This is a genomic window from Streptomyces sp. NPDC056628 (assembly GCF_042792555.1).
In the GTDB taxonomy this organism is placed as follows: domain Bacteria; phylum Actinomycetota; class Actinomycetes; order Streptomycetales; family Streptomycetaceae; genus Streptomyces.
This window is the reverse complement of sequence record NZ_JBHTWG010000020.1, coordinates 41755-65692: the sequence shown is the minus strand read 5'-3', so window position 1 is coordinate 65692 and position 23938 is coordinate 41755. Positions and strand designations below refer to the sequence as shown.

Below are 23938 nucleotides of genomic sequence, written 5' to 3'. Positions count from 1 at the left end.
TCTCCATCACAGCTGTAGAGAGTGGCGAGCACACGGTGGACGTGCAGAAGAAGCTCGACGAGATCGTCGCGGCGGTCTCCAGTGCCCGGTCGATGCCGATGTCGGCCTCGTGCGTGATCAACCGCGCCGAACTGCTCTCGATGCTCGAAGAGGTCCGCGAGGCCCTGCCCGGCTCCCTCGCCCAGGCCCAGGAGCTGATCGGCGACCGCGAGCAGATGGTCGAGCAGGCCCGCCAGGAGGCCGAGCGGATCATCCAGGGCGCGCACGCCGAGCGCGGCTCCCTGATCTCCGGCACCGAGGTGGCCCGCCGCTCCCAGGCCGAGGCCGACCGCATCCTCGCCGAGGCCCGCCAGGAGGCCGAGGAGATCCGCGCGGAGGCCGACGACTACGTCGACTCCAAGCTCGCCAACTTCGAGGTCGTCCTCACCAAGACGCTCGGCTCCGTCGGCCGCGGCCGCGAGAAGCTCCTCGGCACCGGCCCGGGTACCGACGAGCACGGCTACGAGGACGAGGACGCCCCCGAGCGCAGCCACGACCCGGAGACCCTGCGCCGCAGCGCCGACGAGTACGTCGACGTCAAGCTCGGCGCCTTCGAGGCGGTGCTCGCCAAGACCCTGGATGCGGTCGGCCGCGGCCGGCAGAAGCTGCACGGCCGGATCGCCACCGACGACCTCGGCGCCCTCGCCGACGACATGAGCACGGTCCAGCACTCCAGCGACGCCGACTACCTCGCCGACCTCGCCGCGCTCGCGCAGCAGGACGCCCCGGCCGCCCCCGCCGAGCAGCCGGCGGCCGTACCGCCGCAGCCGCAGTACGACCCCGGGGCCGCGCAGCCGGCGTACGGCTACCAGCAGCAGACCGCCGACCCGTACGGCTACCAGCAGGGCTACGGCGACGGGCAGGACGCCTACGGCTACCAGCAGGCCGACCCGTACTCATCCACCTCCGGCTACGCTCCGGCGGGAGGTGCCCCCTTCCAGGGCTACGACACCGGGCAGCAGGCGTACGACCCGCAGCAGGCGGACCAGCAGCCCCAGCAGACCCACCAGTCCTACGCGCTCGACGAGACCAGTCTCTTCGACACCAGCATGATCACTCCGGAGCAGCTCAGGGCGTACGAACAGGGGCGCGGCCAGTAGCGGGACCACCGGATTGGGCCGTGAGCGAAAGGTCCAGTATCCTGGCTGTTCGGTCGCGCGTACGTCCGCGATCTACGCTGCCCGCCGGTACCACGGGGCAGCGGACCCCCTGAGCTCAGCAGATCGAAAGCAGGAACGGCGTGACAGCCCGCCTCGACCACCGCAACCCCCTCGTGTTCGACACGCACGAGCTGGGTCGGCGGCCCGGTGCGCTGCAGCGCCTGACCCGCACGGTCGACGCCCCCAAGGACCTCGGTATCCAGAAGGTCGTCGGAGTGCCGGAAGGCGCCCCGGTGGAGCTCGAACTCCGGCTCGAGTCGGTCATGGAAGGGGTGCTTGTCACAGGCACCGCCCGTGCACGGGCCGAGGGGGAGTGCGTAAGGTGTCTGGAGCCGCTTCAGCTCGACGTGGAAGCGGATTTCCAGGAGATGTTCTCGTACCCTGACGCCGACGACCGGGGCCGCGTGCACCACGCGGAGCCCGGCGACGACGCCGAGGACGACGAGGACAGGCTCTTCATCGAGGACGGCCTGTTCGACCTCGAGCCTGTGCTGCGTGATGCGGTGGTGCTCGCACTGCCGATGCAGCCGGTGTGCCAGGAAGACTGCCCGGGACTGTGCGCCGAGTGCGGCGTGCGTCTCGCTGACGACCCGGACCACCACCATGACGCCGTCGACATCCGTTGGGCGGCACTGCAGGGACTCGCCGATTCACTCGAACCCGGCGATAAGGACGACAAGAGCGGCGCCGAAGCGGGCGTCGACGAGAAGCAGGAGAAGTAGCCGTGGCTGTTCCGAAGCGGAAGATGTCGCGCAGCAACACGCGCCACCGCCGGTCGCAGTGGAAGGCTGCGGTCCCCACCCTGGTTGCGTGCGAGCGCTGCCACGAGCCCAAGCTGCAGCACATCGCGTGCCCGTCGTGCGGCACCTACAACAAGCGCCAGGTCCTCGAGGTCTGAGCGGCTGGTGAGAGGCACTGTGTCCACGCCGAAGAAGAACGCAGCGGACAGCCAGGCCTCGTCCCACACGCTGTTGGAAGGGCGGCTCGGGTACAAGCTCGAGTCCGCCCTTCTGGTGCGTGCGCTGACCCACCGTTCCTTCGCGTACGAGAACGGCGGTCTGCCCACCAACGAGCGGCTGGAGTTCCTCGGGGACTCGGTGCTCGGCCTGGTGGTCACGGACACGCTGTACCGCACCCACCCCGATCTGCCGGAGGGCCAGCTGGCCAAGCTCCGGGCCGCGGTGGTCAACTCGCGTGCGCTGGCGGAGGTCGGCCGGGGGCTCGATCTGGGCTCCTTCATCCGGCTCGGCCGGGGTGAAGAGGGCACGGGCGGGCGGGACAAGGCATCCATCCTCGCCGACACCCTGGAAGCGGTGATCGGCGCGGTCTACCTCGACCAGGGCCTCGACTCGGCGGCGGAGCTGGTGCACCGCCTGTTCGACCCCCTGATCGAGAAGTCCTCGAACCTCGGTGCCGGCCTGGACTGGAAGACCAGTCTCCAGGAGCTCACCGCGACCGAAGGGCTCGGTGTCCCCGAGTACCTGGTCACGGAGACCGGCCCCGACCACGAGAAGACCTTCACTGCTGCCGCCCGCGTCGGAGGCGTCTCGTACGGCACTGGCACCGGCCGCAGCAAGAAGGAGGCGGAGCAGCAGGCCGCCGAGTCCGCGTGGCGGTCCATCAAGGCCGCGGCGGACGAGCGCGCCAAGGAGGCGGCGAACGCCGCCCCCGAACCCGACGCCGACGCGTCGGCCTCCGCCTGACCGAACAGCGCGATCCGAGCGCCCGTCCCGGCCCCGGGGCGGGCGCTCGGCCCGTATCCGCACGGTGTGAACAGGGGAGTCCCATGCCCGAGTTGCCCGAGGTCGAGGTCGTCCGGCGTGGCCTGGAGCGGTGGGTCGCCCACCGCACGGTCGCCGACGCCGAGGTGTTGCACCCGCGTGCCGTGCGCCGGCATGTCGCGGGCGCCGACGACTTCGCTCACCGCCTCAAGGGCCACCGCGTCGGGGTCCCCAGCCGGCGCGGCAAGTACCTGTGGCTGCCCCTGGCGGACACCGGCCAGGCGATCTTGGCGCACCTCGGCATGAGCGGCCAGCTCCTGGTGCAGCCGCACACGGCTCCCGCGGAGAAGCACCTGCGCATCCGCGTGCGCTTCGCCGACGACCTCGGCACCGAACTCCGCTTCGTCGACCAGCGGACCTTCGGCGGTCTGTCGTTGCACGACACCACCGCCGACGGCCTGCCCGACGTCATCGCGCACATCGCCCGCGACCCGCTGGACCCGCTCTTCGACGACGAGGCGTTCCACCAGGCGCTGCGGCGCAGGCGCACGACCGTCAAGCGGGCCCTGCTCGACCAGTCGCTGATCAGCGGGGTCGGCAACATCTACGCGGACGAGGCCCTGTGGCGTGCCCGGCTGCACTACGACCGCCCGACGGCGACCCTCACCCGCCCGCGCACGCGGGAACTCCTGGGCCACACGCGGGACGTGATGAACGCGGCCCTCGCGGTGGGCGGCACCAGCTTCGACAGCCTCTACGTCAACGTCAACGGTGAGTCCGGCTACTTCGACCGCTCGCTCGACGCGTACGGGCGTGAGGGCCTGCCCTGCAAGCGCTGCGGCACGCCCATGCGGCGCCGGCCGTGGATGAACCGGTCCAGCTACTTCTGCCCGAAGTGTCAGAAGGCGCCGCGCGTCTCGTCGTAGTGCCGTCGTGCCGCGAGCACGTCGTCCATCTGCCCCTCCACGAACTGGATGAGGCCCATCAGCCGCTCGGCCACACCGCGGCCCAGCGGAGTCAGCTCGTAGTCCACGCGCGGCGGGTTCGTCGGCTGCGCCTCCCGGTGCACCAGGCCGTCGCGCTCCAGCGCGTGCAGCGTCTGGGACAGCATCTTCTCGCTGACGCCGTCGACCCTGCGGCGCAGCTCGTTGAACCGCAGCGACCCCTCGTACAGGGCGCCCAGCGTGAGTCCGCCCCAGCGCCCCGTGACGTGCTCCAGCGTGCCGCGCGACGGACAGGTCCTGGCGAACACGTTGTACGGAAGCTGCTGCTCCGCCGTGCGCTCCTGGGTGCTCTCCATGCGGACAGCGTACGCGTATGCAGCGCTATCGCGGCGCTTGCGCTTTCGAATAGTTAGTGCTTTCCTCTGGATACTGCCATCGACCGGCGCGTCACCGGCGCCCGGTCCTTCCCGCACCCCAGGAGTGCCCTGTGACCACCCCTGTCGTTTCCATCGCCTACCACTCCGGCTTCGGCCACACCGCCGTCGTCGCCGAGGCCGTGCGCACCGGTGCCACCGAGGCCGGGGCCGAGGTGCACCTGATCAAGGTGGACGAGATCACGGAGGAGCAGTGGGCCCTCCTCGACCGCTCCGACGCGATCGTCTTCGGCTCGCCGACCTACATGGGCACCGCGTCCGGCGCCTTCCACACCTTCGCGGAGGCGACCTCCAAGCGCTGGGCCGACCAGGCGTGGAAGGACAAGCTGGCGGCCGGCTTCACCAACTCCGGTTCCAAGAGCGGCGACAAGCTGCACACCCTGCAGTTCTTCCAGATCCTCGCCGCCCAGCTCGGCATGCACTGGATCAACCTGGGCCTGCTCCCCGGCTGGAACCACAGCGCCGCCTCCGAGAACGACCTCAACCGCCTCGGCGTCTTCGCCGGCGCCGCCGCACAGACCGACGTCGACGCGGCCCCGGACGCCGTCCACAAGGCCGACGTGGCGACGGCGGAACACCTGGGCCGCAGGGTGGCGGAGACGGCGAAGACCTTCGCTCTGGGGCGTGCGGCGGCCTGACGGCCCCGGAAACCCCGCGCACGAGTTCCGTGACCCGCCATGGGTGCCCACCGAGCCGGCCGGTGGGGTGGGGGCTGGGGGAGACATGTGGGACGGCCCGTTCTACCGGGTGCGCGGGTCGGGTTACGAGATCTGCTTCGTACCGGGCGCGGGGGAGGACCCCGACGAGGTGTGCAGCGTCGACGTGTGGCTGACCTTCCCGGACGGGTGGCGCTGGTCGGGGAGCCTGACCACGCTCGACAAGGCGCACCGCTTCATGGACCGCCGGCGGGACACGGGCGAGTGCTTCGACGGCCGGTACTTCGACGGCTGGGACAACCTGCTGGTCCTGGACCCCGGCATCCCCGCGATGACCGAGGTCGTCGACCGTCTCGTCAGCACGGGCGACCACACCTCGGCCCTGCGGCCACTGGGCCCGGCCGAGGACTGAGTTCCACGTCCCGCCCATCCGCCGGTCCCCCAGGTGTGATGATCGGGACCGTGATCGGCAAGGGGAGCGGGCGAGCCGGGCGGAGTACGTGGGCCGGGGTGGCGGCGGCCGCGCTGCCGCTGTACCTGACGATGATCGCCGCGTCGGCCGGAGCCCTGGTGGACACCGCTCTGCTGGGCAACCATGCCACCGTCGCCCTGGCCGCCTTCGCCGTCACCATGGCGGCGTTCAGCCCGGCCACCGCGACCGTGGCGGGCGCGCTGCGCGGGGTGATGCCGTTCGTCGCGCCCCGCAGGGACGATCCCGACCGGCTCCTGCCCGTGGTGCACAGCGGGATGTGGCTGGCGGTCCTCGTGGGTTGCCTCGCGGCGGCGGCCGTCGCGGCGGTGCCACTGATCGGCCGGGTGACCGGGGTTACCCGCGCCACTCTCGACGAGTTGGGGAGCTTTCCCTACCTGCTGGCCGCGAGTGTGCTCGCCATCGCGGTCACCTCGGCGGCGACCTCGGTCCTGGTCGCCCTCGGACGCTCGACGTCGGTGATGCGGGCCGGACTGCTCGGCACCGCCGCGTCGGCCACGCTGTCCGTCCTCCTCGTGGGCGGCCCGGGCCCGCTGCCGAGCCTTGGCCTGACCGGGGCGGGCATCGCCATGCTCGCCTCCAGCCTGATCACCGCCGTCGCCAACCACCTGGCCCTCCGCCGGTGCACGGCAGTGTCCGGCCGCTCTCTGCGCCCGGGCCGGCCGGACCTGCGGCGGGTCTGGAAACTGGGTGCCGTGGGGATCCCGCTCGCCGGCACCGTCCTCATCAAGTTCGCCGTCCTTGGCGTCCTGACGTTCGCCGCGGCCCGGACCGGGACGGACAGCGCGGCGGTGCACAGCGTCGGGATCTCCCTGGTGAACCTGATCTTCACCGCCGCGGTGGCGGTCGGCCAGGCCACCATCCCCCTGGTGTCCGCGTACGCGGAGGAGCGCGACAGCGCGAACATCCGGCGCAGCGTCCGGGCGGGGACGTGGCTGGCACTGGCCATCGTGGGGTGCGTCGGGACGGCGGTGATCGTGTTCAGCGCGTGGGTCGTCCCGCTGTTCACCGGCGATGCCGGCGTACGGCAGCAGATCACGGGCCTCCTGCCGTGGGTGCTGGCGGTGGTCGTCACCGACGCCGCGCAGGCGGTCGTCGGCTTCGGCCTCATCGGCCTCAAGCGCACGGTGCCGAGCTTCGTGACGACCGCCGTCTGCTACGGAGTCCTGGCGGCCGCCGCTGAACCGCTCGCCACGGCCGGGGGCCTCACCGCCCTCTGGGCGGCCCTTGCCCTCGCCAACTTCCTCCAGGCGGCCGGAAAGGCGTACTCCTTCCACCGGCACAGCAGTTACGACGGCACCCCCCGGAGCGCGACCGGTCCGAAGGTCGTGCCGGGTCGTTGAGCTGCCGCCGCTCACCACGATTCCCCGGCGGTGCGCCCGGGTGGGGGAGGCCATTCTCAGACCGGCGTGCCGGTGGACCCCCGCCGTGCGCGAACTGCTGCGCCCCCTGGAGCAGGGAGGATTCGCCGGCGGGCCGCGCGCTCTCGGTGACGGTTCCGTGGACGGTCACGAGGCGGTGGCCCTGCTGCGCGGCGACGACGGGCTGTCCCGTGGCCGCGGGCGCTCCTCACCGCCCGAGGGTGTCACCGCGCTCGGGCGGTGACCACACGAGTACCACGACGCCGTACGTGACTTCCGGCCCTCGCCGGAAGCCATCTGGTGCGACCCGGACGCCCGCCGGCGGCCCGGGCTGATCAGGCGTCACGGCGACCTCACGACCTGGATCTCGGTCTGGGCCGACGACCGCCGGGTCGGCCCGGCCGCCCGTTGGCTCGCGCAACTGGCCCGCTTGCTGCGCGCTGTTGCGGCTTCCCGAGCGTCAGCGCAAGGTCGGCTTCGGCGCGGACGGCGGGCTGTTGAGACGACGGCTGTGCGACGTCTACGGCGCGGACCCGGCCGACGTGCTGGACGCCCTGGGGCGGCTGCACCGCGAAGAGACCGACCGGACAGCGCGCCTGGGCCCGCTCGGCGCGGACGCCTGGGCGACCTTCCTGCGGCAGGACTTCATCCCGGACATGGAGGAGGAGCACACCTGGACGCTGACCCGACGCGAGGAACTCCGCGGCCACGCTGGACGCGACCCGGGGACGTCCGCTGGTCAAGCTCGTCGGAGTGGTCATCCTCCGTCCCGGCGCGATGCCGACCGGATGGACGGAGACGTACGAGGACGCGTGCAGGCGCCTCGGCGGTCGAACCCCGTGCGGATGGCTGGGCCCTGTGGAATACCTGGGGCGACAACGACATGCCGGTCACCATGATCGTCTCTGCCGTCGACAGCACCGAGGGCCTGCTCGCGAACTGGTCCCGTGGTCGGACTGTTTATCCGGTCGTGCCTTTGCCCTCACAAGTCGCCCTGATCTACCAAGGCTGGTCCGCACCCATGATCCTCTCGCCGCACGGGGCGCGGAAGGTGGGACTGTCGGGTCGGCCATGAAGCCGTCGTTTCCGCCGCTGCGACCTGCGACTTAGCTGTCTGTGGTTGTCAGCGTTGGTCGTCGTTGAGCACCCTCGGACGGCCCAGGGACGGCCCGGCGGGGCTCAACACGATGGCGGATGAAGTGCCTCGACTCAGAGCCTCACTTACAGAGATGCACCCCTACGGTTCGCTTGCTGCACGCCGCGTCAGGGCTAGCTGAACTGCGGCGGGCCGATGACGGTCCGGCCCACTTGCTCGGCCAGCCAGGACGCGTGGCGCTCCTCGTATCCGCCGCCGTTTCTCCGGCGAACGTGCACGAGGACAGTGTGTCCGTCGATACGTTCGTCCAGGTCACGTGTGGCGGTGTTGAACAGGACGGATACCTCGGCGTGCTTGAAGTCCGCGTACAGGTCGGCTTCCGGAACCTCCGGCCATCCCAGAAAGTCCCAGAGGATCTCCGCCACATGCCGGGCCGCCACGGCCGTGAACCGGTCCTCGATGCTCCCGACCGGCTGATCCAGCATCGATGCCCAGAGCGGAAGATGCGCCGACAAGAAAGCAGGATCGGTGGAAAGCCGGGGCGCGTGGACCGTGCTGTGCAGAGCTGTCAGGTCGTTTGGATCAGGGGCCCAGTCCGCAAGGTCCTCCCTCCTGAACCAGGCCTCGGGCAGCGCCTTCCTGGCGTGGAGCACGTCGTCGACCGTGCGGAGTTCGACGTCCACATGTACCCGTGAGTACTGCTGAATGCCCACCGTGAGCAGTTGACGTGCCACTCGGAGCGCTGACGCGGGATCGTCGGTGCGGAACACGGGATAGGCGACGTCGACAGACATGCGCGCACCCTGCCACACCGAAACCCGATCGCACGCGGAGACCCCCTTGAGGCGAATGGCTATGGGGGTTGCTGAGGTCTCCCGGGCTGGTCACAAGGCTGTTCATGGCTGGGAACGGTCGTCTGAGGTCAGCGCGGTTGCCGTACTTCGCTGCTGTGCCGCGACAGGCCATCTGCCGCACGGGGTCTCGTCGGGTGCCGGAGTTCCGCGAGCGATCGACCCATTGCGCGTGTCGCCGGAGAAACCGCCAGCCTCACGGAGGTGTACACCACGACAACACCCTTGGGATGGCATGCACGCGACGGATTGTGCAACCGACGCGCGTGCGGGAATCCAGCGCCTGCACTCTCAGGCCACCACGCTCGCCACGATGTGCTCGCGTGTGACCGCGGGTCGGGCTGGTCGGGTGGTCGCCTCATGACCCCCGGACCTTAAGCCGCCGCTGACGACCCCCGAGGGCGCTTAGCCATCTGACCCGCGGTCGTCTCAGTACCCGAAGTCCTGCGTCCACCAAGGCCCGCCCGCGCCCATGTGGACGCCGACTCCCAGGGTCTTGAAGTCGCAGTTCAGGATGTTGGCCTTGTGGCCGGGGCTGTTCATCCAGGCTTCCATGACCGAAGCCGCGTCCGCCTGGCCGCGGGCTATGTTCTCGCCGCCGAGGTCCGTGACGCCGGCCTTCGCCGCGCGGTCCCACGGGGAGGCGCCGCTCGGGTCGGTGTGGTCGAAGAAGCCGCGCTGGGCCATGTCCTCGCTGAAGTTCTGCGCCAGGTCGGCCAGGGCGCTGTTGGCGGCCAGCGGGGTGCAGCCCACCTGGGCGCGCTCCTCGTTGACGAGCCGGAGGACCTCGGCCGCGGCGGCGGCCTCCGCGGAGACCGTCACCGGGGCGCTGGTGCGCTCCTCGGCCTTCGGGGGCTTCGCCGGCTTCTGCGGGGCCTTGGTGGCCACACGCGACGGCGTGTCCTTCGGCTTCTCGCTGGGCGTCGCCGACGGCTTCTTCGACGGCGTCTTCGTCGGCGCGGACGACGTGGTGGAGGGAGCGGGCGAGGCGGGCCGCTCGACGTCACGGCTCGTCGTGCCGCCGCTCTCGTGGCTCTCGGCGCTGCCCGACGTACCGCCGAGCTCGTTCGGCGCGTTGGTCGGGCTGTCGGCGGCCTGCACCCGGTCGGTGCCGTTGCCGCCGCCGAGCCGGTAGTTGTCGACGCCGGGCACCACACCGGTGGCGACCGCGACCGTCCCCAGGGCCACCGCGGCCGAGACGCCCAGCAGACCCGTCTTCACCGGGGCCGGGCCCTTCTTGCGGCGGCGGTGCGAGCCGCCCGGCACCCGGCTGCCGGCGTCGGGCGTGAAGCCCTCGCTGTGGAAGGCGGTGGTGGTGCCGTCGCCCGGGAAGGTGGTGGTCGCGGTGATCCGGTCGTAGCCCTCGTCCGGGGCGAAGAGGTAGGCGTCGCTCGCCGCGTAGGCCTCGGCGTACGCCTCCGGGTTCAGGTAGGGCGCGATGCCCATGGCGGGCCGGTCGCCCAGCGGGTTCAGCGGATCATCGCCGTGCGTGTACGAGCCGTCCGTGTGTGTGCCCCCCGCGGCGCGGCCCGTGGCGGCGCGGCCGGCGGCGGAGCGTCGGTGGCGTCCCATGTCCTGGCCTTCCTGGTCCCTGCGTCTTCATGCCCTCACGGAACTCACACGATCAGGTGAGTTTCACATGAGATTCATTGGGTCGGGACGGTACCGCATGGCGCCAGGGGAGGAAGTGCCCCGAGGGACATTGGCCCGTTAGGTTGCAGTCATGAGCGAGGATGTGCGGCTGGTCGCCTGGGTGCGTGGACGTGTCCAGGGTGTGGGTTTTCGCTGGTTCACGCGGGCCAAGGCGCTCGAGATCGGCGGCCTGAGTGGTTTTGCTCTCAATTTGGACGACGGCCGGGTCCAGGTGGTCGCCGAGGGCCCCCGAAAGAGCTGCGAGGGGCTGCTCGACTGGCTCCGGGGAGCCGACACGCCCGGGCGGGTGGACGGCGTCACCGAGATCTGGGACACACCCCGCGGCGGCTACGACGGCTTCGCCGTCCGGTGACGCGGGGCCGCACGCCGGCCCCGCGGAAGCGGAGGGACATGCCACCGGCACCTGCCCGAAGCAGAAATGAGCAGGTGGTTGCCAAAGAACCGCGCGTAGTGGCAAGCTCCGCTCTCACGGTGATCGTCACGCCCCGAGGGGCCCGCAGGAGTCGCCGCGTGCCGCCGTCCGGCCGTGTGCCCCCGGGTTCGCCCGCCAATACGGGGCGTGATCGTGTTGACCGTCAAACTTTTTGGTGAGACGCTGAAAGTCCCCGCGCACCTCGGCTGTTTGGCGTGGCTGAACGGCAGTACAACCCACGCCCCGTCAAGCAACCACGGGTGCGAATCCCTCACGACCCACACCGCATCGGTCGGTCACTCAGTGTGGAGGACCATCCATCATGGCAAAGGCGCTTCTCGGTTACGTCGGCGGCTCCGACCCGCGACTCCTCGCCGAGATGCGACGGCTCCAGCAGCGTGTCCAGGACCTGGAATCCGAGCTCGTACGGATCCAGGCCGAGAACGAGGCGCTGACGGCTGCCGCTTCTCACGACAGGATCATGGAGAGCATCGACGCACACCAGGCGGAGCCTGCGCTCACCTGATCACTGCATCGCTCCACGAAAGCACGGCAGTGGTCGGGCGGCCCGTATCAACCGCTCGGCAATCCGTCGGACGACTGGGCTTCCAGTCGTCAGAAAATGCAAGGGACGCTTCGGCGTCCCTTCTTTCTTTCCCCCCGTCTTATTGCCCCGCGCATCCTTTCACCTTCTTCAACGTCTGGTGTGCCCTCAGCGTTCACCGGCGAAACCGCACGTTCATGGAGCGGGACATCGCCGGACGGTAGAGTCCGGCGGCGTGCACCTCAAGGCCCTGACCCTCCGCGGGTTCAAGTCGTTCGCCTCGGCGACCACGCTCCGGTTCGAGCCGGGGATCACGTGCGTCGTCGGACCGAACGGCTCGGGCAAGTCCAACGTCGTGGACGCGCTCAGCTGGGTCATGGGCGAGCAGGGCGCCAAGTCGCTGCGCGGCGGCAAGATGGAGGACGTCATCTTCGCCGGCACCACCGGCCGCCCGCCGCTGGGCCGCGCCGAGGTGTCGCTGACCATCGACAACTCCGACGGGGCCCTGCCCATCGAGTACTCCGAGGTCACCATCACGCGGATCATGTTCCGCAACGGCGGCAGCGAGTACCAGATCAACGGCGACACCTGCCGGCTGCTCGACATCCAGGAACTGCTCTCCGACTCCGGTATCGGCCGCGAGATGCACGTCATCGTCGGCCAGGGCCAGCTCGACTCCGTCCTGCACGCCGATCCGATGGGCCGCCGCGCCTTCATCGAGGAGGCGGCCGGCGTCCTCAAGCACCGCAAGCGCAAGGAGAAGGCGCTGCGCAAGCTGGACGCGATGCAGGCCAACCTCGCGCGCGTGCAGGACCTCACCGACGAACTCCGCCGCCAGCTCAAGCCCCTCGGCCGCCAGGCCGCCGTCGCGCGCAGGGCCGCCGTCATCCAGGCCGACCTGCGCGACGCCCGGCTGCGCCTCCTCGCCGACGACCTCGTACGGCTGCGCCAGGCGCTGAACGCCGAGGTCGCGGACGAGGCCGCGCTCAAGGCCCGCAAGGAGTCCGCCGAGCAGGAGCTGAAGAAGGCGCTCCAGCGGGAGACGGCCCTGGAGGACGAAGTGCGCCGGCTCGCCCCGCGCCTCCAGCGGGCCCAGCAGACCTGGTACGAGCTGTCCCAGCTCGCCGAGCGGGTGCGCGGCACGATCTCGCTGGCCGACGCCCGGGTGAAGAGCGCCACGTCCGCGCCGCCCGAGGAACGCCGGGGCCGCGAACCCGAGGACATGGAGCGGGAGGCCGCCCGTATCCGCGAGCAGGAGGCCGAACTGGAAGCGGCCCTGGAAGCGGCCGAACGCGCCCTGGAGGACACGGTCGCGCACCGGGCCGAACTGGAGCGCGAGCTCGCTCTGGAGGAGCGTCGCCTGAAGGACGTCGCCCGCGCCATCGCCGACCGCCGCGAGGGCCTCGCCCGGCTGAACGGCCAGGTCAACGCCGCCCGCTCGCGCGCGGCCTCCGCGCAGGCCGAGATCGACCGCCTGGCCGCCGCCCGCGACGAGGCGCAGGAGCGGGCGGTCGCCGCCCAGGAGGAGTACGAGGCCCTGAAGGCCGAGGTCGACGGGCTGGACGCCGGTGACGCCGAGCTCGGCGAGCGGCACGACACGGCCAAGCGGGGCCTCGCCGAGGCGGAGGCCGCGCTGACGGCCGCCCGCGAGGCCGCCACCGCAGCCGAACGCCGCCGCGCCGCGACCCAGGCCCGGCACGAGGCCCTGGCCCTGGGCCTGCGCCGCAAGGACGGCACGGGCGCCCTGCTCGGCGCGCGCGAGCGTTTGACGGGGCTGCTCGGCCCGGCGGCGGAACTGCTGACGGTGGCACCGGGACACGAGGTGGCGCTCGCCGCCGCGTTCGGGTCCGCGGCGGACGCGGTCGCGGTGACGTCCCCCTCGGCCGCCGCCGAGGCGATCCGGCTGCTGCGCAAGCAGGACGGGGGCCGGGCCTCGCTCCTGCCGGCCGGTGCGCCCGCGCCCGCACCGGAGCAGGCACCCGCGCCCGCGGGACGCTACGCCGCCGACCTCGTCTCCGGACCCGCCGAGCTCATGCCCGCCGTACGCCGCCTGCTGCGGGGGATCGTCGTCGTCGGCACCCTGGAGGACGCCGAGGACCTCGTCCACGCCCATTCCGAGCTGACGGCCGTCACCGCCGAGGGCGATCTCCTCGGCGCCCACTTCGCGCACGGCGGCTCCGCCGGTGCGCCCAGCCTGCTGGAGGTGCAGGCGTCCGTCGACGAGGCCGCCGCCGAGCTGGACGAGCTGGCCGTGCGGTGCGAGGAGCTGACCGAGGCGCAGCACGCGGCCACCGAACGGCGCCGGGAACGCGCCGCGCTCGTCGAGGAGCTGGGGGAGCGGCGCAGGGCCGCCGACCGGGAGAAGTCGGCCGTCGCCCAGCAGCTCGGCAGGCTCGCCGGGCAGGCGCGCGGCGCCGCCGGGGAGGCCGAGCGGTCCGTGGCCGCCGCCTCCCGGGCCCAGGAGGCGCTCGACCGGGCGCTCCAGGAGGTCGAGGAGCTGGCGGAACGGCTCGCCGTCGCCGAGGAGATGCCGGTCGAGGAGGAACCGGACACCTCGGTGCGCGACCGGCTGGCCGCCGACGGCGCCAACGCGCGGCAGACCGAGATGGAGGCCCGCCTCCAGGTCCGTACGCACGAGGAACGGGTCAAGGGACTCGCCGGACGGGCCGACTCGCTGGACCGGGCCGCCCGCGCCGAACGCGAGGCACGCGCGCGTGCCGAGCAGCGGCGGGCGCGGCTGCGGCACGAGGAGGCCGTCGCCGAGGCCGTCGCGTCCGGCGCCCGGCAGCTCCTCGCCCACGTCGAGGTCTCGCTGGGCCGCGCCGAGCGGGAGCGCGCGGCCGCCGAGGCCGCCAAGGCGCGGCGCGAGCACGAGCTGGCGGCCGCCCGCACCGAGGGCCGGGACCTGAAGGCGGAGCTGGACAAGCTCACCGACTCCGTCCACCGCGGCGAGGTCCTGGGCGCCGAGAAGCGCATGCGGATCGAGCAGCTGGAGAGCAAGGCCCTGGAGGAGCTGGGCGTGGAGCCGGCGGGACTGGTCTCCGAGTACGGCCCCGACCAGCTCGTACCGCCGTCCCTGCCCGCCGAGGGGGAGCAGCTCCCGGAGGACCCCGAGCACCCGCGCAACCGGCCCAAGCCCTTCGTCCGCGCCGAGCAGGAGAAGCGGCTCAAGGCCGCCGAGCGCGCCTACCAGCAGCTCGGCAAGGTCAACCCGCTCGCGCTGGAGGAGTTCGCGGCGCTGGAGGAGCGGCACCAGTTCCTCAGCGAGCAACTGGAGGACCTGCGGAAGACCCGCGCGGACCTGCTCCAGGTCGTCAAGGAGGTCGACGAGCGCGTCGAGCAGGTCTTCACCGAGGCGTACCGGGACACCGCACGGGAGTTCGAGGGCGTCTTCAGCCGGCTCTTCCCGGGCGGTGAGGGACGCCTGGTCCTAACCGATCCGGACAACATGCTCACCACCGGCGTGGACGTCGAGGCCCGGCCGCCCGGCAAGAAGGTCAAGCGGCTGTCCCTGCTGTCCGGCGGCGAGCGCTCCCTGACCGCCGTCGCCCTGCTGGTGTCGATCTTCAAGGCCAGGCCGAGCCCGTTCTACGTCATGGACGAGGTCGAGGCCGCCCTCGACGACACCAACCTCCAGCGGCTCATCCGCATCATGCAGGAATTGCAGGAGGCCTCGCAGCTCATCGTGATCACGCACCAGAAGCGCACGATGGAGGTCGCCGACGCGCTGTACGGCGTCTCCATGCAGGGCGACGGGGTGTCGAAGGTCATCAGCCAGCGGCTGCGCTGAGAGCGCACCCCTGCCCTCCTGCCGGACCCTTCGCTGCTGCCCTTTCACCTTCATTTCTTCAAGAAATGAACACATCGCTCGCTGGAGTCGTCTCCGAAGTCACACTCCTCAGCCTATTGACTTCGGAAGTTGAAGGAATAGGGTCACCAGCGTTGCTTTTTCCTTCAGGTATCACGGCCTGAAGGGGCTGACCCCCCCACCCGGCAGCGTTGCCGGTGGCCCGAGGAGTTACACGTGACCAGCACAGCGCAGGCGCAGCCCGCACGAGCCAGAGCGGCTCACCCCGAACATCTCGGGCACGTCGTCTTCATCACCGCGGCGGCCGCCATGGGCGGCTTCCTCTTCGGTTACGACAGTTCCGTCATCAACGGAGCCAACGGCGGCATCCAGGCCCGGTTCGACCTCAGCACCGGCGTCACCGGGACCGTCGCGGCCAGCGCTCTGCTCGGCAGCGCCCTGGGCGCCGCGATAGCCGGCCGCATAGCCGACCGCATCGGCCGTATCCGCGTCATGCAGATCGCGGCGGTGCTGTTCGCCGTGAGCGCCGTCGGGTCCGCGCTGCCCTTCGCCGCCTGGGACCTCGCCGCCTGGCGTGTGCTCGGCGGTATCGCCATCGGTATGGCGTCGGTCATCGGCCCCGCCTACATCGCCGAGGTCGCCCCGCCCGCCTACCGCGGCCGGCTCGCCTCGTTCCAGCAGGCCGCCATCGTCATCGGCATCGCCGTCTCCCAGCTCGTCAACTGGGCCATCCTCAACCTGGCCGACGGCGCCGAGCGCGGAGAGGTCGCGGGCCTGGAGGCCTGGCAGTGGATGCTCGGCGTGATGCTGGTGCCCGCCCTCGTCTACGGGCTGCTCTCCTTCGCCATCCCCGAGTCCCCGCGCTACCTGATCAGCGTGGGCCGGATCGCCCACGCCAAGAAGGTCCTCGCCGACGTCGAGGGCGACATCGACCTGGACGGCCGCGTCGCCGAGATCGACCAGGCCATGCGCAGCGACCACAAGTCCACGTTCCGGGACCTGCTGGGCGGCCGCTTCGGCCTGCTGCCGATCGTGTGGATCGGTATCGGCCTGTCCGTCTTCCAGCAGCTGGTCGGCATCAACGTCATCTTCTACTACTCGAACCTGCTGTGGCAGTCCGTCGGCGTCGACCCGTCGAGCTCGTTCTTCTACTCGTTCGAGACCTCGATCGTCAACATCCTCGGCACCGTGATCGCGATGATCTTCGTCGACCGCCTCGGCCGCAAGCCGCTCGCCCTTATCGGCTCCATCGGCATGGGCGTCTCCCTGGCGGCGGCCGCCTGGTCCTTCTCCTTCCAGCACGGCAACGACCCGCTGCCCACCGCGCAGGGCTACGTGGCGCTGATCGCCGCCAACGCGTTCGTCCTGTTCTTCGCCCTGTCCTGGGGCGTGGTCGTCTGGGTCATGCTCGGCGAGGTCTTCCCGAACAAGATCCGCGCCGCCGCCCTGGGCGTGGCCGCCTCGGCCCAGTGGATCGCCAACTGGGTGATCACGATCACCTTCCCGGACCTGGCGGAGTGGAACCTGTCGCTCACCTACGTCATGTACGCGGTGTTCGCCTTCCTCTCCATCCCCTTCATCCTCAAGTTCGTGCCCGAGACCAAGGGTAAGAGGCTGGAGGACATGGGCTGACCGCCCCCGGCCCGGGGGGAAGGGCCAAGTCCCCGCTGCCCCCCTCTCCCCGTAACCCGCCGCCGCCCCGGCTCGGCCACTGCCCGAGCCGGGGCGGCGCCGTCGTACCGGCCCGCTCAGGCACCGAGGGCGGGCAGCACCCGCTCGCAGAACAGCCGCAGACTCCGCCACCCCTCCTCCGGCGGCATCCCACCGGCCAGGGGGTGCAGGACGTGATGGCCGAGGCCCAGCGCCAGGCACTCCTCGGGCGTGACGATCCGGTACACACCCTCGGCCCGCAGCTCGGCCACCGTCGTGGCCGCCGACCGCACCGCCGAGCGGATGTCCCCGGACTGCCAGGAGGCGTAGGTGCGGGCCTCGTGCAGAAAGTGCCGGCCGTACACGGCCCAGGCCCGGTCGGGGTCCTCGGCCAGATGCAGCAGCGGCGTCTCGGCCGCCGGCATCATCACCCACCCCTCCGTTCCGTACTCGGCCAGCCGCTCGGTGTAGTACGCCTCCAGTTCCGGCAGGTGCGCGCTCGGGAAGAACGGCAGCCCGAGCCGGGCGGCCCGGCGGGCGGCGGCCTTCGAGGAGCCGCCGACCAGCAGCGGGGGGTGCGGCTCGGTGAGCGGACGCGGGGTGACCCGGACCGTACGGCCCCGGTACGCGAAGGGCTCGCCGGTCCACGCCCGCAGCAGTGTCTCCAGCAGCTCGTCCTGGAGCCGGCCGCGCCGCTTCCACTCCACGTCGAACATGGCGTACTCCTCCGGCCGGTACCCGATCCCGGCCACCGTCACCAACCGGCCCCCGCTCAGCAGGTCCAGGACCGCGATCTCCTCGGCGAGCCGCAGCGGATCGTGCAGCGGGCCGATGATCGCGGAGACGGTGACGGCGATGTTCCGGGTCGCGCCGAAGACCGCCGAGGCGAAGGCGAAGGGGGACGGCAGCCAGTTGTTGCCGGCGCCGTGGTGCTCCTCCGTCTGGACGGTGGTCACGCCGTGCCCGTCGGCGTAGGCGGCCATCTCCAGGGCGGCCCGGTAGCGGGCGGACAGCGAGGCCGGGGTCGCGTCGGGCTCGACCAGGTTGAAACGCACGACCGTGACGGACATGGGGGCTCCCCCTTCGCCGGGGCGGGTGGCACGGCGGACCATAGCTGACGGTATGTCAGACATCCATAGGGGTGTCGCGGCACTCCATGGCCGATACTGGTCGGGTTATGGACATCGTCATCCTTGCTGTAGTCATCGCCGTGGTCGTGCTCGGCGCGATCAGCGGGCTCGTCGTCGGCACCCGCCGCAAGAAGCAGCTGCCCCCGCCGCCGCCCGCCGCCCCGGACATCACCGCCCCACCGGCCGAGCCGCACGTCGGCGACGAGGCCGAGACACCGCGCGACGAAGAGCGCCGGACCATAGAGGAGGTGGATCTCCCGGGCGGCGGAACGACGGCCGTCGAGGAACCGCCCGTCGTCGAGGAACTCCCGCCGACCGCGATCGAGGTGCCGGAACCGACCGCCGGCCGCCTGGTCCGGCTGCGCACCCGGCTCTCCCGCTCCCAGAACGCCCTCGGCAAGGGGCTGCTCACGCTCCTGTCGCGCGAGCACCTGGACGAGGAGACCTGGGAGGAGATCGAGGACACCCTGCTCACCGCCGACGTCGGCGTGGCCCCCACCCAGGAGCTGGTCGACGGCCTGCGCGAGCGGGTCAGGGTGCTCGGCACCCGCACCCCCGAGGAGCTGCGCGGCCTGCTGCGCGAGGAGCTGCTCAAGCTCATCGGCACCGACATGGACCGCACGGTCCACACCGAGCCCGAGGCGAGCAAGCCGGGCATCGTGATGGTCGTCGGCGTCAACGGCACCGGCAAGACCACCACCACCGGCAAGCTCGCCCGCGTCCTCGTGGCCGACGGCCGCAGCGTGGTCCTCGGCGCCGCCGACACCTTCCGGGCCGCCGCCGCCGACCAGCTCCAGACCTGGGGCGAGCGCGTCGGCGCCTACACCGTGCGCGGACCCGAGGGCGGCGACCCCGCCTCCGTCGCCTTCGACGCGGTGAAGGAGGGCAAGGAGATGGGCTCCGACGTCGTCCTCATCGACACCGCGGGGCGGCTGCACACCAAGACCGGCCTCATGGACGAGCTCGGCAAGGTCAAGCGGGTCGTGGAGAAGCACGCGCCGCTCGACGAGGTGCTGCTCGTGCTCGACGCCACCACCGGGCAGAACGGCCTCGTGCAGGCCCGTGTCTTCGCCGAGGTCGTCGACATCACCGGCATCGTGCTCACCAAACTGGACGGCACCGCCAAGGGCGGCATCGTCATCGCCGTCCAGCGCGAGCTGGGTGTCCCGGTCAAGCTGATCGGACTCGGCGAGGGCGCCGACGACCTGGCGCCGTTCGAGCCCGAGGCGTTCGTCGACGCCCTGATCGGGGAGTGACACCACCGGCCGCGAACCCGTCCCGCCGCGCGAAGAAGCGCCCGCCACCCAAGGTGCAGTTGGGGGCGGGCGCTTCGCTGTGTACGGCTGGGACACGACCTAAGCGCGCGAGCGGTGGGCCACGTAGGCCAGCGTGCCGAGGAGCAGGCGAGCCGCCGGCGGCTTCGTCGCCGTGTCCAGGGACGGCGGCCGCAGCCAGCGGGCGGAGCCGAGGCCGCCCCGGTCGGAGGGGGGCGCGGTCACGTGGCTGCCGGGGCCGAGGCCGTGCAGGTCGAGGCGGGTGCGATCGTCCCAGCCCATGCGGTAGAGCAGGTCGTGAAGCTCGGCGGCGGCGCCGGGGGCGACCAGGAACTGGGCGCGGCCGCCGGGGGTGGCGATGACCGGGCCGAGGGGGAGTCCCATGCGCTCCAGCCGGGTCAGGGCCCGGCGGCCGGCCGGCTCGGCCACCTCGATGACGTCGAACGTCCGCCCGACGGGGAGCAGCACCGAGGCGCCGGGGTACTCCGACCACGCCTTGCTGACCTCGTCGAGCGTGGCCCCGGCGGGGATGAGGGGGGCGAAGTCCAGAGGGTGCGCGCCGGGGGCCTCGCAGCCGGAACGGCCGCACGAGCAGGCGCCGCCCGTGGCTCGGGTGCCGGGCACCACGTCCCAGCCCCACAGCCCGGTGAACTCGGCCACGGTGGTGCACTCCGAGGAGCGGCCGCGCCGACGCGCGCCGGATCGGATCTCCCGGATACCGCCGATCGTGAAGCCCATGCCCCCTCCAACGGGTCCAGCACGCCGCTGGTTACGGCGTGAAAGCGGATCGTGACCCTCTGTGTTCTCAGGATGGCCGGATACCCCGGCCGCCGCGTCGTCCAGTGCGGCTCGTTGGAGTGTGCGGGGTGGTGGGGCAGGTGACACGCGCCCCTGAATGCTCCGCTCCGCCTGCTTCCGGCCGTCCTATGTCAAGTGAATCGCGTTGCGGCGTACGTGAGTTCATTCGAAGGGGTGGCGAATGGTGGCGATTCCGCGAACGCCATGGCTGCGCCAGTGATCGTAGGATTACTGTGTGTGCACGGAGCCTCGGGGCACATGCACTTGTGGGTATGCCGCGGGCAAGTCGGCTTTCCGTTCGAAGGGTGACAACTGCCGGACGGGCGACCGTGTTTACCGGCATTCTGATAGGGCTTGGCGCACTCGGTGACAAGTGGTCCAAGGGATGGGGGCGTTCCAGTGAGCGGCAACGACGGAAGCGGTACAAGTGCCACCGGCGCGTCGCACGCTGACAAGCGCCCGAACGACCTCCTCTCCTCCTGGTTCGTGCGCAGCGGTTGGTCCAAGGGCGAGCTGGCCCGCCAAGTGAACCGCCGCGCCCGCCAGTTGGGCGCCAACCACATCTCGACCGACACCTCCCGCGTCCGCCGCTGGCTGGACGGGGAGAACCCTCGCGAGCCGATCCCGAGGATCCTGTCCGAGCTGTTCTCCGAGCGGTTCGGCTGCGTCGTCTCCGTCGAGGACCTCGGCCTGCGCACCGCCCGCCAGGCACCGTCCGTGTCCGGCGTCGACCTGCCCTGGACCGGCCCCCAGACGGTCGCCCTGCTCAGCGAGTTCTCCCGCAGCGACCTCATGCTCGCGCGGCGCGGCTTCCTCGGGAGCTCGCTCGCCCTCTCCGCGGGCCCGGCGCTGATCGAGCCGATGCAGCGCTGGCTGGTCCCGGCCCCGGCCGGCGCCGACCGCGACTCCCGGGCCGTCCCGTCCTCCCGGGCCCGCGGGCGCCTGTCCAAGCCCGAGCTGGACCTGCTGCAGTCCACCACGGTGATGTTCCGGCAGTGGGACGCCCAGTGCGGGGGCGGTCTGCGCCGCAAGGCCGTCGTCGGGCAGCTGCACGAGGTGACCGACCTGCTCCAGGAGCCCCAGCCCGAGGCCACCACCCGGAAGCTGTTCAAGGTCGCCGCCGAGCTGGCCGAGCTGGCCGGCTGGATGTCGTACGACGTCGGGCTCCAGCCCACCGCGCAGAAGTACTTCGTCCTCGCGCTGCACGCCGCCAAGGAGGCCGGTGACCGGCCGCTCGGGTCGTACGTCCTGTCCAGCATGAGCCGCCAGATGATCCACCTCGGCCGGCCCGACGACGCCCTGGAGCTGATCCACCTCGCGCAGTACGGCAGCCGGGACTGCGCGAGCCCCCGCACCCAGTCGATGCTGTATGCGATGGAGGCCCGCGCCTACGCCAACATGGGCCAGCCCGGCAAGTGCAAGCGGGCCGTCCGGATGGCCGAGGACACCTTCGCCGAGGCCGACGAGTGGGACGAGCCGGACCCCGACTGGATCCGCTTCTTCTCCGAGGCCGAGCTGTACGGGGAGAACTCCCACTCCTTCCGCGACCTGGCCTATGTGGCCGGCCGCAGCCCCGCGTACGCCTCGCTCGCCGAACCCGTGATGCAGCGCGCCGTGGACCTGTTCGCCCAGGACGGCGAGCACCAGCGGTCGTACGCGCTGAACCTCATCGGCATGGCCACCGTGCACCTGCTGCGGCGCGAGCCCGAGCAGAGCGTGGGCTACGCCGAGCGCGCCATGCGGATCGCCAAGAAGGTCCGCTCCGAACGTGTGAACACTCGTATCCGAAAGACGGTCGACACGGCCGTACGCGACTTCGGGGCACTGGCCGAGGTCGTGGACCTCAACGAGAAGCTCGCCGTGGAACTGCCCGAGACCGCGGAGGCGGTCTGACCACGCGCGTGTGCCCAGGGCACCCCTGACCCCGGCCGCGGCCGGCCCTCCCGAACTGCCCGACTCGGCTCCCCCATGCCAGGTCATCGGAAGGCCGACCGCGGCCGGTTTGCATCCCTCCACGAAGGTTGCGCCACGATAACGATCCGGCGGACCCGGATCCGGCAGTTCATCGACGCGTAACACGCGAGGTGCCTTCGTCACGGCGGCGAAACAACGAGGGGCTCCCACCGAAACCGCGCTGCGCCAATCTCTTGGCGCATAACCGGCCCACCCCTCATTCCGCTCAGGCTTCGCCCGCACGGGGCCGTACCAACGACGAGGAGACGCCGATGGCATCAGCCGCCATCACGCTTGCGGCGGACGCACCCACGCTGTCGTCCGCCAACACAGGCTTCATGCTCATCTGTTCCGCCCTGGTGATGCTCATGACCCCGGGCCTGGCCTTCTTCTACGGAGGCATGGTCCGCGTCAAGAGCACCCTGAACATGCTGATGATGAGCTTCATCAGCCTGGGGATCGTCACCATCCTGTGGGTGCTGTACGGCTTCTCCCTGGCGTTCGGCACCGACTCCGGCAGCCTCATCGGCTGGTCCTCCGACTTCGTGGGCCTCAGCGGGGTCGGGCTGACGCAGCTCTGGGACGGCTACACCATCCCGGTCTACGTCTTCGCCGTCTTCCAGTTGATGTTCGCCGTCATCACGCCCGCCCTGATCAGCGGCGCGCTCGCGGACCGCGTGAAGTTCTCCGCGTGGGCCCTGTTCATCACGCTGTGGGTCACGATCGTGTACTTCCCGGTCGCCCACTGGGTCTGGGGGGCGGGCGGCTGGGCCTTCGAGCTCGGTGTGATCGACTTCGCCGGCGGTACGGCCGTCCACATCAACGCGGGTGCCGCGGCGCTCGGCGTGATCCTGGTCATCGGCAAGCGCGTCGGCTTCAAGAAGGACCCGATGCGCCCGCACAGCCTCCCGCTGGTCATGCTCGGCGCCGGTCTGCTGTGGTTCGGCTGGTTCGGCTTCAACGCCGGTTCGTGGCTCGGCAACGACGACGGCGTCGGCGCGCTGATGTTCGTCAACACGCAGGTCGCGACCGCTGCCGCCGTCCTCGGCTGGCTCGCCTACGAGAAGATCCGCCACGGCGCGTTCACCACCCTCGGTGCCGCCTCCGGCGCGGTCGCGGGCCTCGTCGCCATCACCCCGTCGGGCGGCGCGGTCTCCCCGCTCGGCGCCATCGCGGTCGGCCTCATCGCCGGTGTCGTGTGCGCCATGGCGGTCGGCCTGAAGTACAGGTTCGGCTACGACGACTCCCTCGACGTCGTCGGCGTCCACCTCGTCGGCGGCGTCATCGGCTCCCTGCTCATCGGCTTCTTCGCCACCGGCGGCGGCCAGTCCGACGTGGCCGGCCTCTTCTACGGCGGCGGCCTGGCCCAGTTCTGGAAGCAGTGCGCCGGTGTCTTCGGCGTCCTCGCCTACTCGCTGGTCGCCTCCGCGGTCCTCGCCTTCCTGCTCGACAAGACGATCGGGATGCGCGTCTCCGAGGACGAGGAGATCGCAGGCATCGACCAGGCCGAGCACGCCGAGACCGCATACGACTTCAGCGGTGCCGGTGGCGGTGCCGCCCGTACCGCCGCGGCCCCTGCCCCGGTCGCCGCGGCCGAGAGCAAGAAGGTGGACGCATGAAGCTCATCACCGCCGTCGTCAAGCCCCACCGGCTCGACGAGATCAAGGAAGCCCTCCAGGCTTTCGGAGTGCACGGCCTGACGGTCACCGAGGCCAGCGGTTACGGTCGTCAGCGGGGGCACACCGAGGTCTACCGCGGTGCCGAGTACACCGTCGACCTGGTCCCGAAGATCCGCATCGAGGTCCTGGCCGAGGACGACGACGCCGAGCAGCTGATCGACGTCATCGTCAAGGCGGCCCGCACCGGCAAGATCGGTGACGGCAAGGTCTGGTCCCTGCCGGTCGAGACGGCCGTACGCGTCAGGACCGGCGAGCGCGGTCCCGACGCGCTCTGAACAGAAGAAG

At 71.2% G+C, this 23938-nt stretch carries 22 protein-coding genes; 17 read left to right on the top strand and 5 right to left on the bottom strand.

Going from position 1 to position 23938, the window contains the following annotated elements; translation table 11 throughout:
* Positions 1 to 35: 35 nt before the first annotated feature.
* The 5 genes from ACFRAC_RS23180 to mutM all read left to right on the top strand — a co-directional run bounded on the left by ACFRAC_RS23180 (position 36) and on the right by mutM (position 3846).
* Positions 36 to 1139 (top strand): ATP synthase F0 subunit B, encoded by a 1104-nt coding sequence (locus ACFRAC_RS23180; RefSeq protein WP_382926747.1) that lies wholly within the window; start codon positions 36 to 38, stop codon positions 1137 to 1139.
* Positions 1140 to 1279: 140 nt separating this feature from the next.
* Positions 1280 to 1921, top strand: a complete 642-nt coding sequence (locus ACFRAC_RS23175) for a YceD family protein (RefSeq protein ID WP_382926744.1) — start codon at positions 1280 to 1282, stop codon at positions 1919 to 1921.
* Between the two features lie 2 nt (positions 1922 to 1923).
* Positions 1924 to 2097: a 50S ribosomal protein L32 gene (rpmF, locus tag ACFRAC_RS23170; RefSeq protein ID WP_007493396.1), complete on the top strand. Its 174-nt coding sequence runs from the start codon at positions 1924 to 1926 to the stop codon at positions 2095 to 2097.
* A 7-nt stretch (positions 2098 to 2104) separates the two neighbouring features.
* Positions 2105 to 2902 (top strand): ribonuclease III, encoded by a 798-nt coding sequence (gene rnc, locus ACFRAC_RS23165; protein WP_382926741.1) that lies wholly within the window; start codon positions 2105 to 2107, stop codon positions 2900 to 2902.
* 83 nt (positions 2903 to 2985) lie between these two features.
* Positions 2986 to 3846: a bifunctional DNA-formamidopyrimidine glycosylase/DNA-(apurinic or apyrimidinic site) lyase gene (gene mutM, locus ACFRAC_RS23160; RefSeq protein ID WP_382926739.1), complete on the top strand. Its 861-nt coding sequence runs from the start codon at positions 2986 to 2988 to the stop codon at positions 3844 to 3846.
* Here the strand turns inward: mutM and ACFRAC_RS23155 are convergent.
* Entirely contained in the window at positions 3819 to 4220 is a 402-nt protein-coding gene (locus tag ACFRAC_RS23155; RefSeq protein ID WP_382926737.1) for a winged helix-turn-helix transcriptional regulator, read from the bottom strand. The two genes, mutM and ACFRAC_RS23155, sit on opposite strands and share 28 nt — an antisense overlap.
* Before the next feature lie 131 nt (positions 4221 to 4351).
* On the opposite strand from ACFRAC_RS23155, the gene ACFRAC_RS23150 reads away from it, so the two are divergent.
* The 4 genes from ACFRAC_RS23150 (at position 4352) to ACFRAC_RS23135 (ending at position 7049) form a co-directional block, all read left to right on the top strand.
* Positions 4352 to 4936 (top strand): flavodoxin family protein, encoded by a 585-nt coding sequence (locus ACFRAC_RS23150; protein WP_382926734.1) that lies wholly within the window; start codon positions 4352 to 4354, stop codon positions 4934 to 4936.
* A gap of 85 nt (positions 4937 to 5021) precedes the next feature.
* Positions 5022 to 5366, top strand: a complete 345-nt coding sequence (locus tag ACFRAC_RS23145; protein ID WP_382926732.1) for a hypothetical protein — start codon at positions 5022 to 5024, stop codon at positions 5364 to 5366.
* Between the two features lie 38 nt (positions 5367 to 5404).
* A complete protein-coding gene (locus tag ACFRAC_RS23140; RefSeq protein WP_382926729.1) occupies positions 5405 to 6787 on the top strand; it encodes an MATE family efflux transporter in 1383 nt (460 codons plus the stop codon).
* Between the two features lie 85 nt (positions 6788 to 6872).
* Positions 6873 to 7049 carry a hypothetical protein gene (locus ACFRAC_RS23135; RefSeq protein ID WP_382926726.1) on the top strand — a complete coding sequence of 59 codons (177 nt, stop codon included), beginning with the start codon at positions 6873 to 6875 and terminating at the stop codon, positions 7047 to 7049.
* 1025 nt (positions 7050 to 8074) lie between these two features.
* Here the strand turns inward: ACFRAC_RS23135 and ACFRAC_RS23130 are convergent.
* Both ACFRAC_RS23130 and ACFRAC_RS23125 read right to left on the bottom strand, forming a co-directional pair.
* On the bottom strand, positions 8075 to 8695 hold the full coding sequence (locus ACFRAC_RS23130; RefSeq protein WP_382926725.1) for a hypothetical protein: 621 nt from the start codon (positions 8693 to 8695) through the stop codon (positions 8075 to 8077).
* A 486-nt stretch (positions 8696 to 9181) separates the two neighbouring features.
* Positions 9182 to 10324 carry a CAP domain-containing protein gene (locus ACFRAC_RS23125; RefSeq protein WP_382926722.1) on the bottom strand — a complete coding sequence of 381 codons (1143 nt, stop codon included), beginning with the start codon at positions 10322 to 10324 and terminating at the stop codon, positions 9182 to 9184.
* 151 nt (positions 10325 to 10475) lie between these two features.
* On the opposite strand from ACFRAC_RS23125, the gene ACFRAC_RS23120 reads away from it, so the two are divergent.
* The 4 genes from ACFRAC_RS23120 to ACFRAC_RS23105 all read left to right on the top strand — a co-directional run bounded on the left by ACFRAC_RS23120 (position 10476) and on the right by ACFRAC_RS23105 (position 16801).
* Positions 10476 to 10757 (top strand): acylphosphatase, encoded by a 282-nt coding sequence (locus ACFRAC_RS23120; RefSeq protein WP_382926720.1) that lies wholly within the window; start codon positions 10476 to 10478, stop codon positions 10755 to 10757.
* A gap of 382 nt (positions 10758 to 11139) precedes the next feature.
* Entirely contained in the window at positions 11140 to 11343 is a 204-nt protein-coding gene (locus tag ACFRAC_RS23115; RefSeq protein WP_055623302.1) for a hypothetical protein, read from the top strand.
* A 253-nt stretch (positions 11344 to 11596) separates the two neighbouring features.
* Positions 11597 to 15151, top strand: coding sequence for a chromosome segregation protein SMC (smc, locus tag ACFRAC_RS23110; RefSeq protein WP_382926716.1), 3555 nt, complete (start codon positions 11597 to 11599; stop codon positions 15149 to 15151).
* A 234-nt stretch (positions 15152 to 15385) separates the two neighbouring features.
* Complete coding sequence (locus tag ACFRAC_RS23105; protein ID WP_382926714.1) at positions 15386 to 16801, top strand: sugar porter family MFS transporter; 1416 nt, start codon at positions 15386 to 15388, stop codon at positions 16799 to 16801.
* 116 nt (positions 16802 to 16917) lie between these two features.
* Here ACFRAC_RS23105 and ACFRAC_RS23100 read toward each other — a convergent pair whose 3' ends face one another.
* Positions 16918 to 17889, bottom strand: coding sequence for an LLM class flavin-dependent oxidoreductase (locus tag ACFRAC_RS23100; RefSeq protein ID WP_382926711.1), 972 nt, complete (start codon positions 17887 to 17889; stop codon positions 16918 to 16920).
* Between the two features lie 107 nt (positions 17890 to 17996).
* Here ACFRAC_RS23100 and ftsY point away from each other — a divergent pair, with 107 nt between their 5' ends.
* On the top strand, positions 17997 to 19205 hold the full coding sequence (gene ftsY / locus ACFRAC_RS23095; protein ID WP_382926709.1) for a signal recognition particle-docking protein FtsY: 1209 nt from the start codon (positions 17997 to 17999) through the stop codon (positions 19203 to 19205).
* Positions 19206 to 19304: 99 nt separating this feature from the next.
* Here ftsY and ACFRAC_RS23090 read toward each other — a convergent pair whose 3' ends face one another.
* Positions 19305 to 19961, bottom strand: a complete 657-nt coding sequence (locus tag ACFRAC_RS23090; protein WP_382926706.1) for a bifunctional DNA primase/polymerase — start codon at positions 19959 to 19961, stop codon at positions 19305 to 19307.
* A gap of 459 nt (positions 19962 to 20420) precedes the next feature.
* Here ACFRAC_RS23090 and ACFRAC_RS23085 point away from each other — a divergent pair, with 459 nt between their 5' ends.
* The 3 genes from ACFRAC_RS23085 to ACFRAC_RS23075 all read left to right on the top strand — a co-directional run bounded on the left by ACFRAC_RS23085 (position 20421) and on the right by ACFRAC_RS23075 (position 23928).
* A complete protein-coding gene (locus tag ACFRAC_RS23085; RefSeq protein ID WP_382926703.1) occupies positions 20421 to 21914 on the top strand; it encodes a hypothetical protein in 1494 nt (497 codons plus the stop codon).
* A gap of 332 nt (positions 21915 to 22246) precedes the next feature.
* Positions 22247 to 23593, top strand: coding sequence for an ammonium transporter (locus tag ACFRAC_RS23080; protein WP_382926702.1), 1347 nt, complete (start codon positions 22247 to 22249; stop codon positions 23591 to 23593).
* Positions 23590 to 23928 carry a P-II family nitrogen regulator gene (locus tag ACFRAC_RS23075; protein WP_003997576.1) on the top strand — a complete coding sequence of 113 codons (339 nt, stop codon included), beginning with the start codon at positions 23590 to 23592 and terminating at the stop codon, positions 23926 to 23928. The genes ACFRAC_RS23080 and ACFRAC_RS23075 overlap by 4 nt, the downstream gene beginning before the upstream one ends.
* Positions 23929 to 23938: the final 10 nt, after the last annotated feature.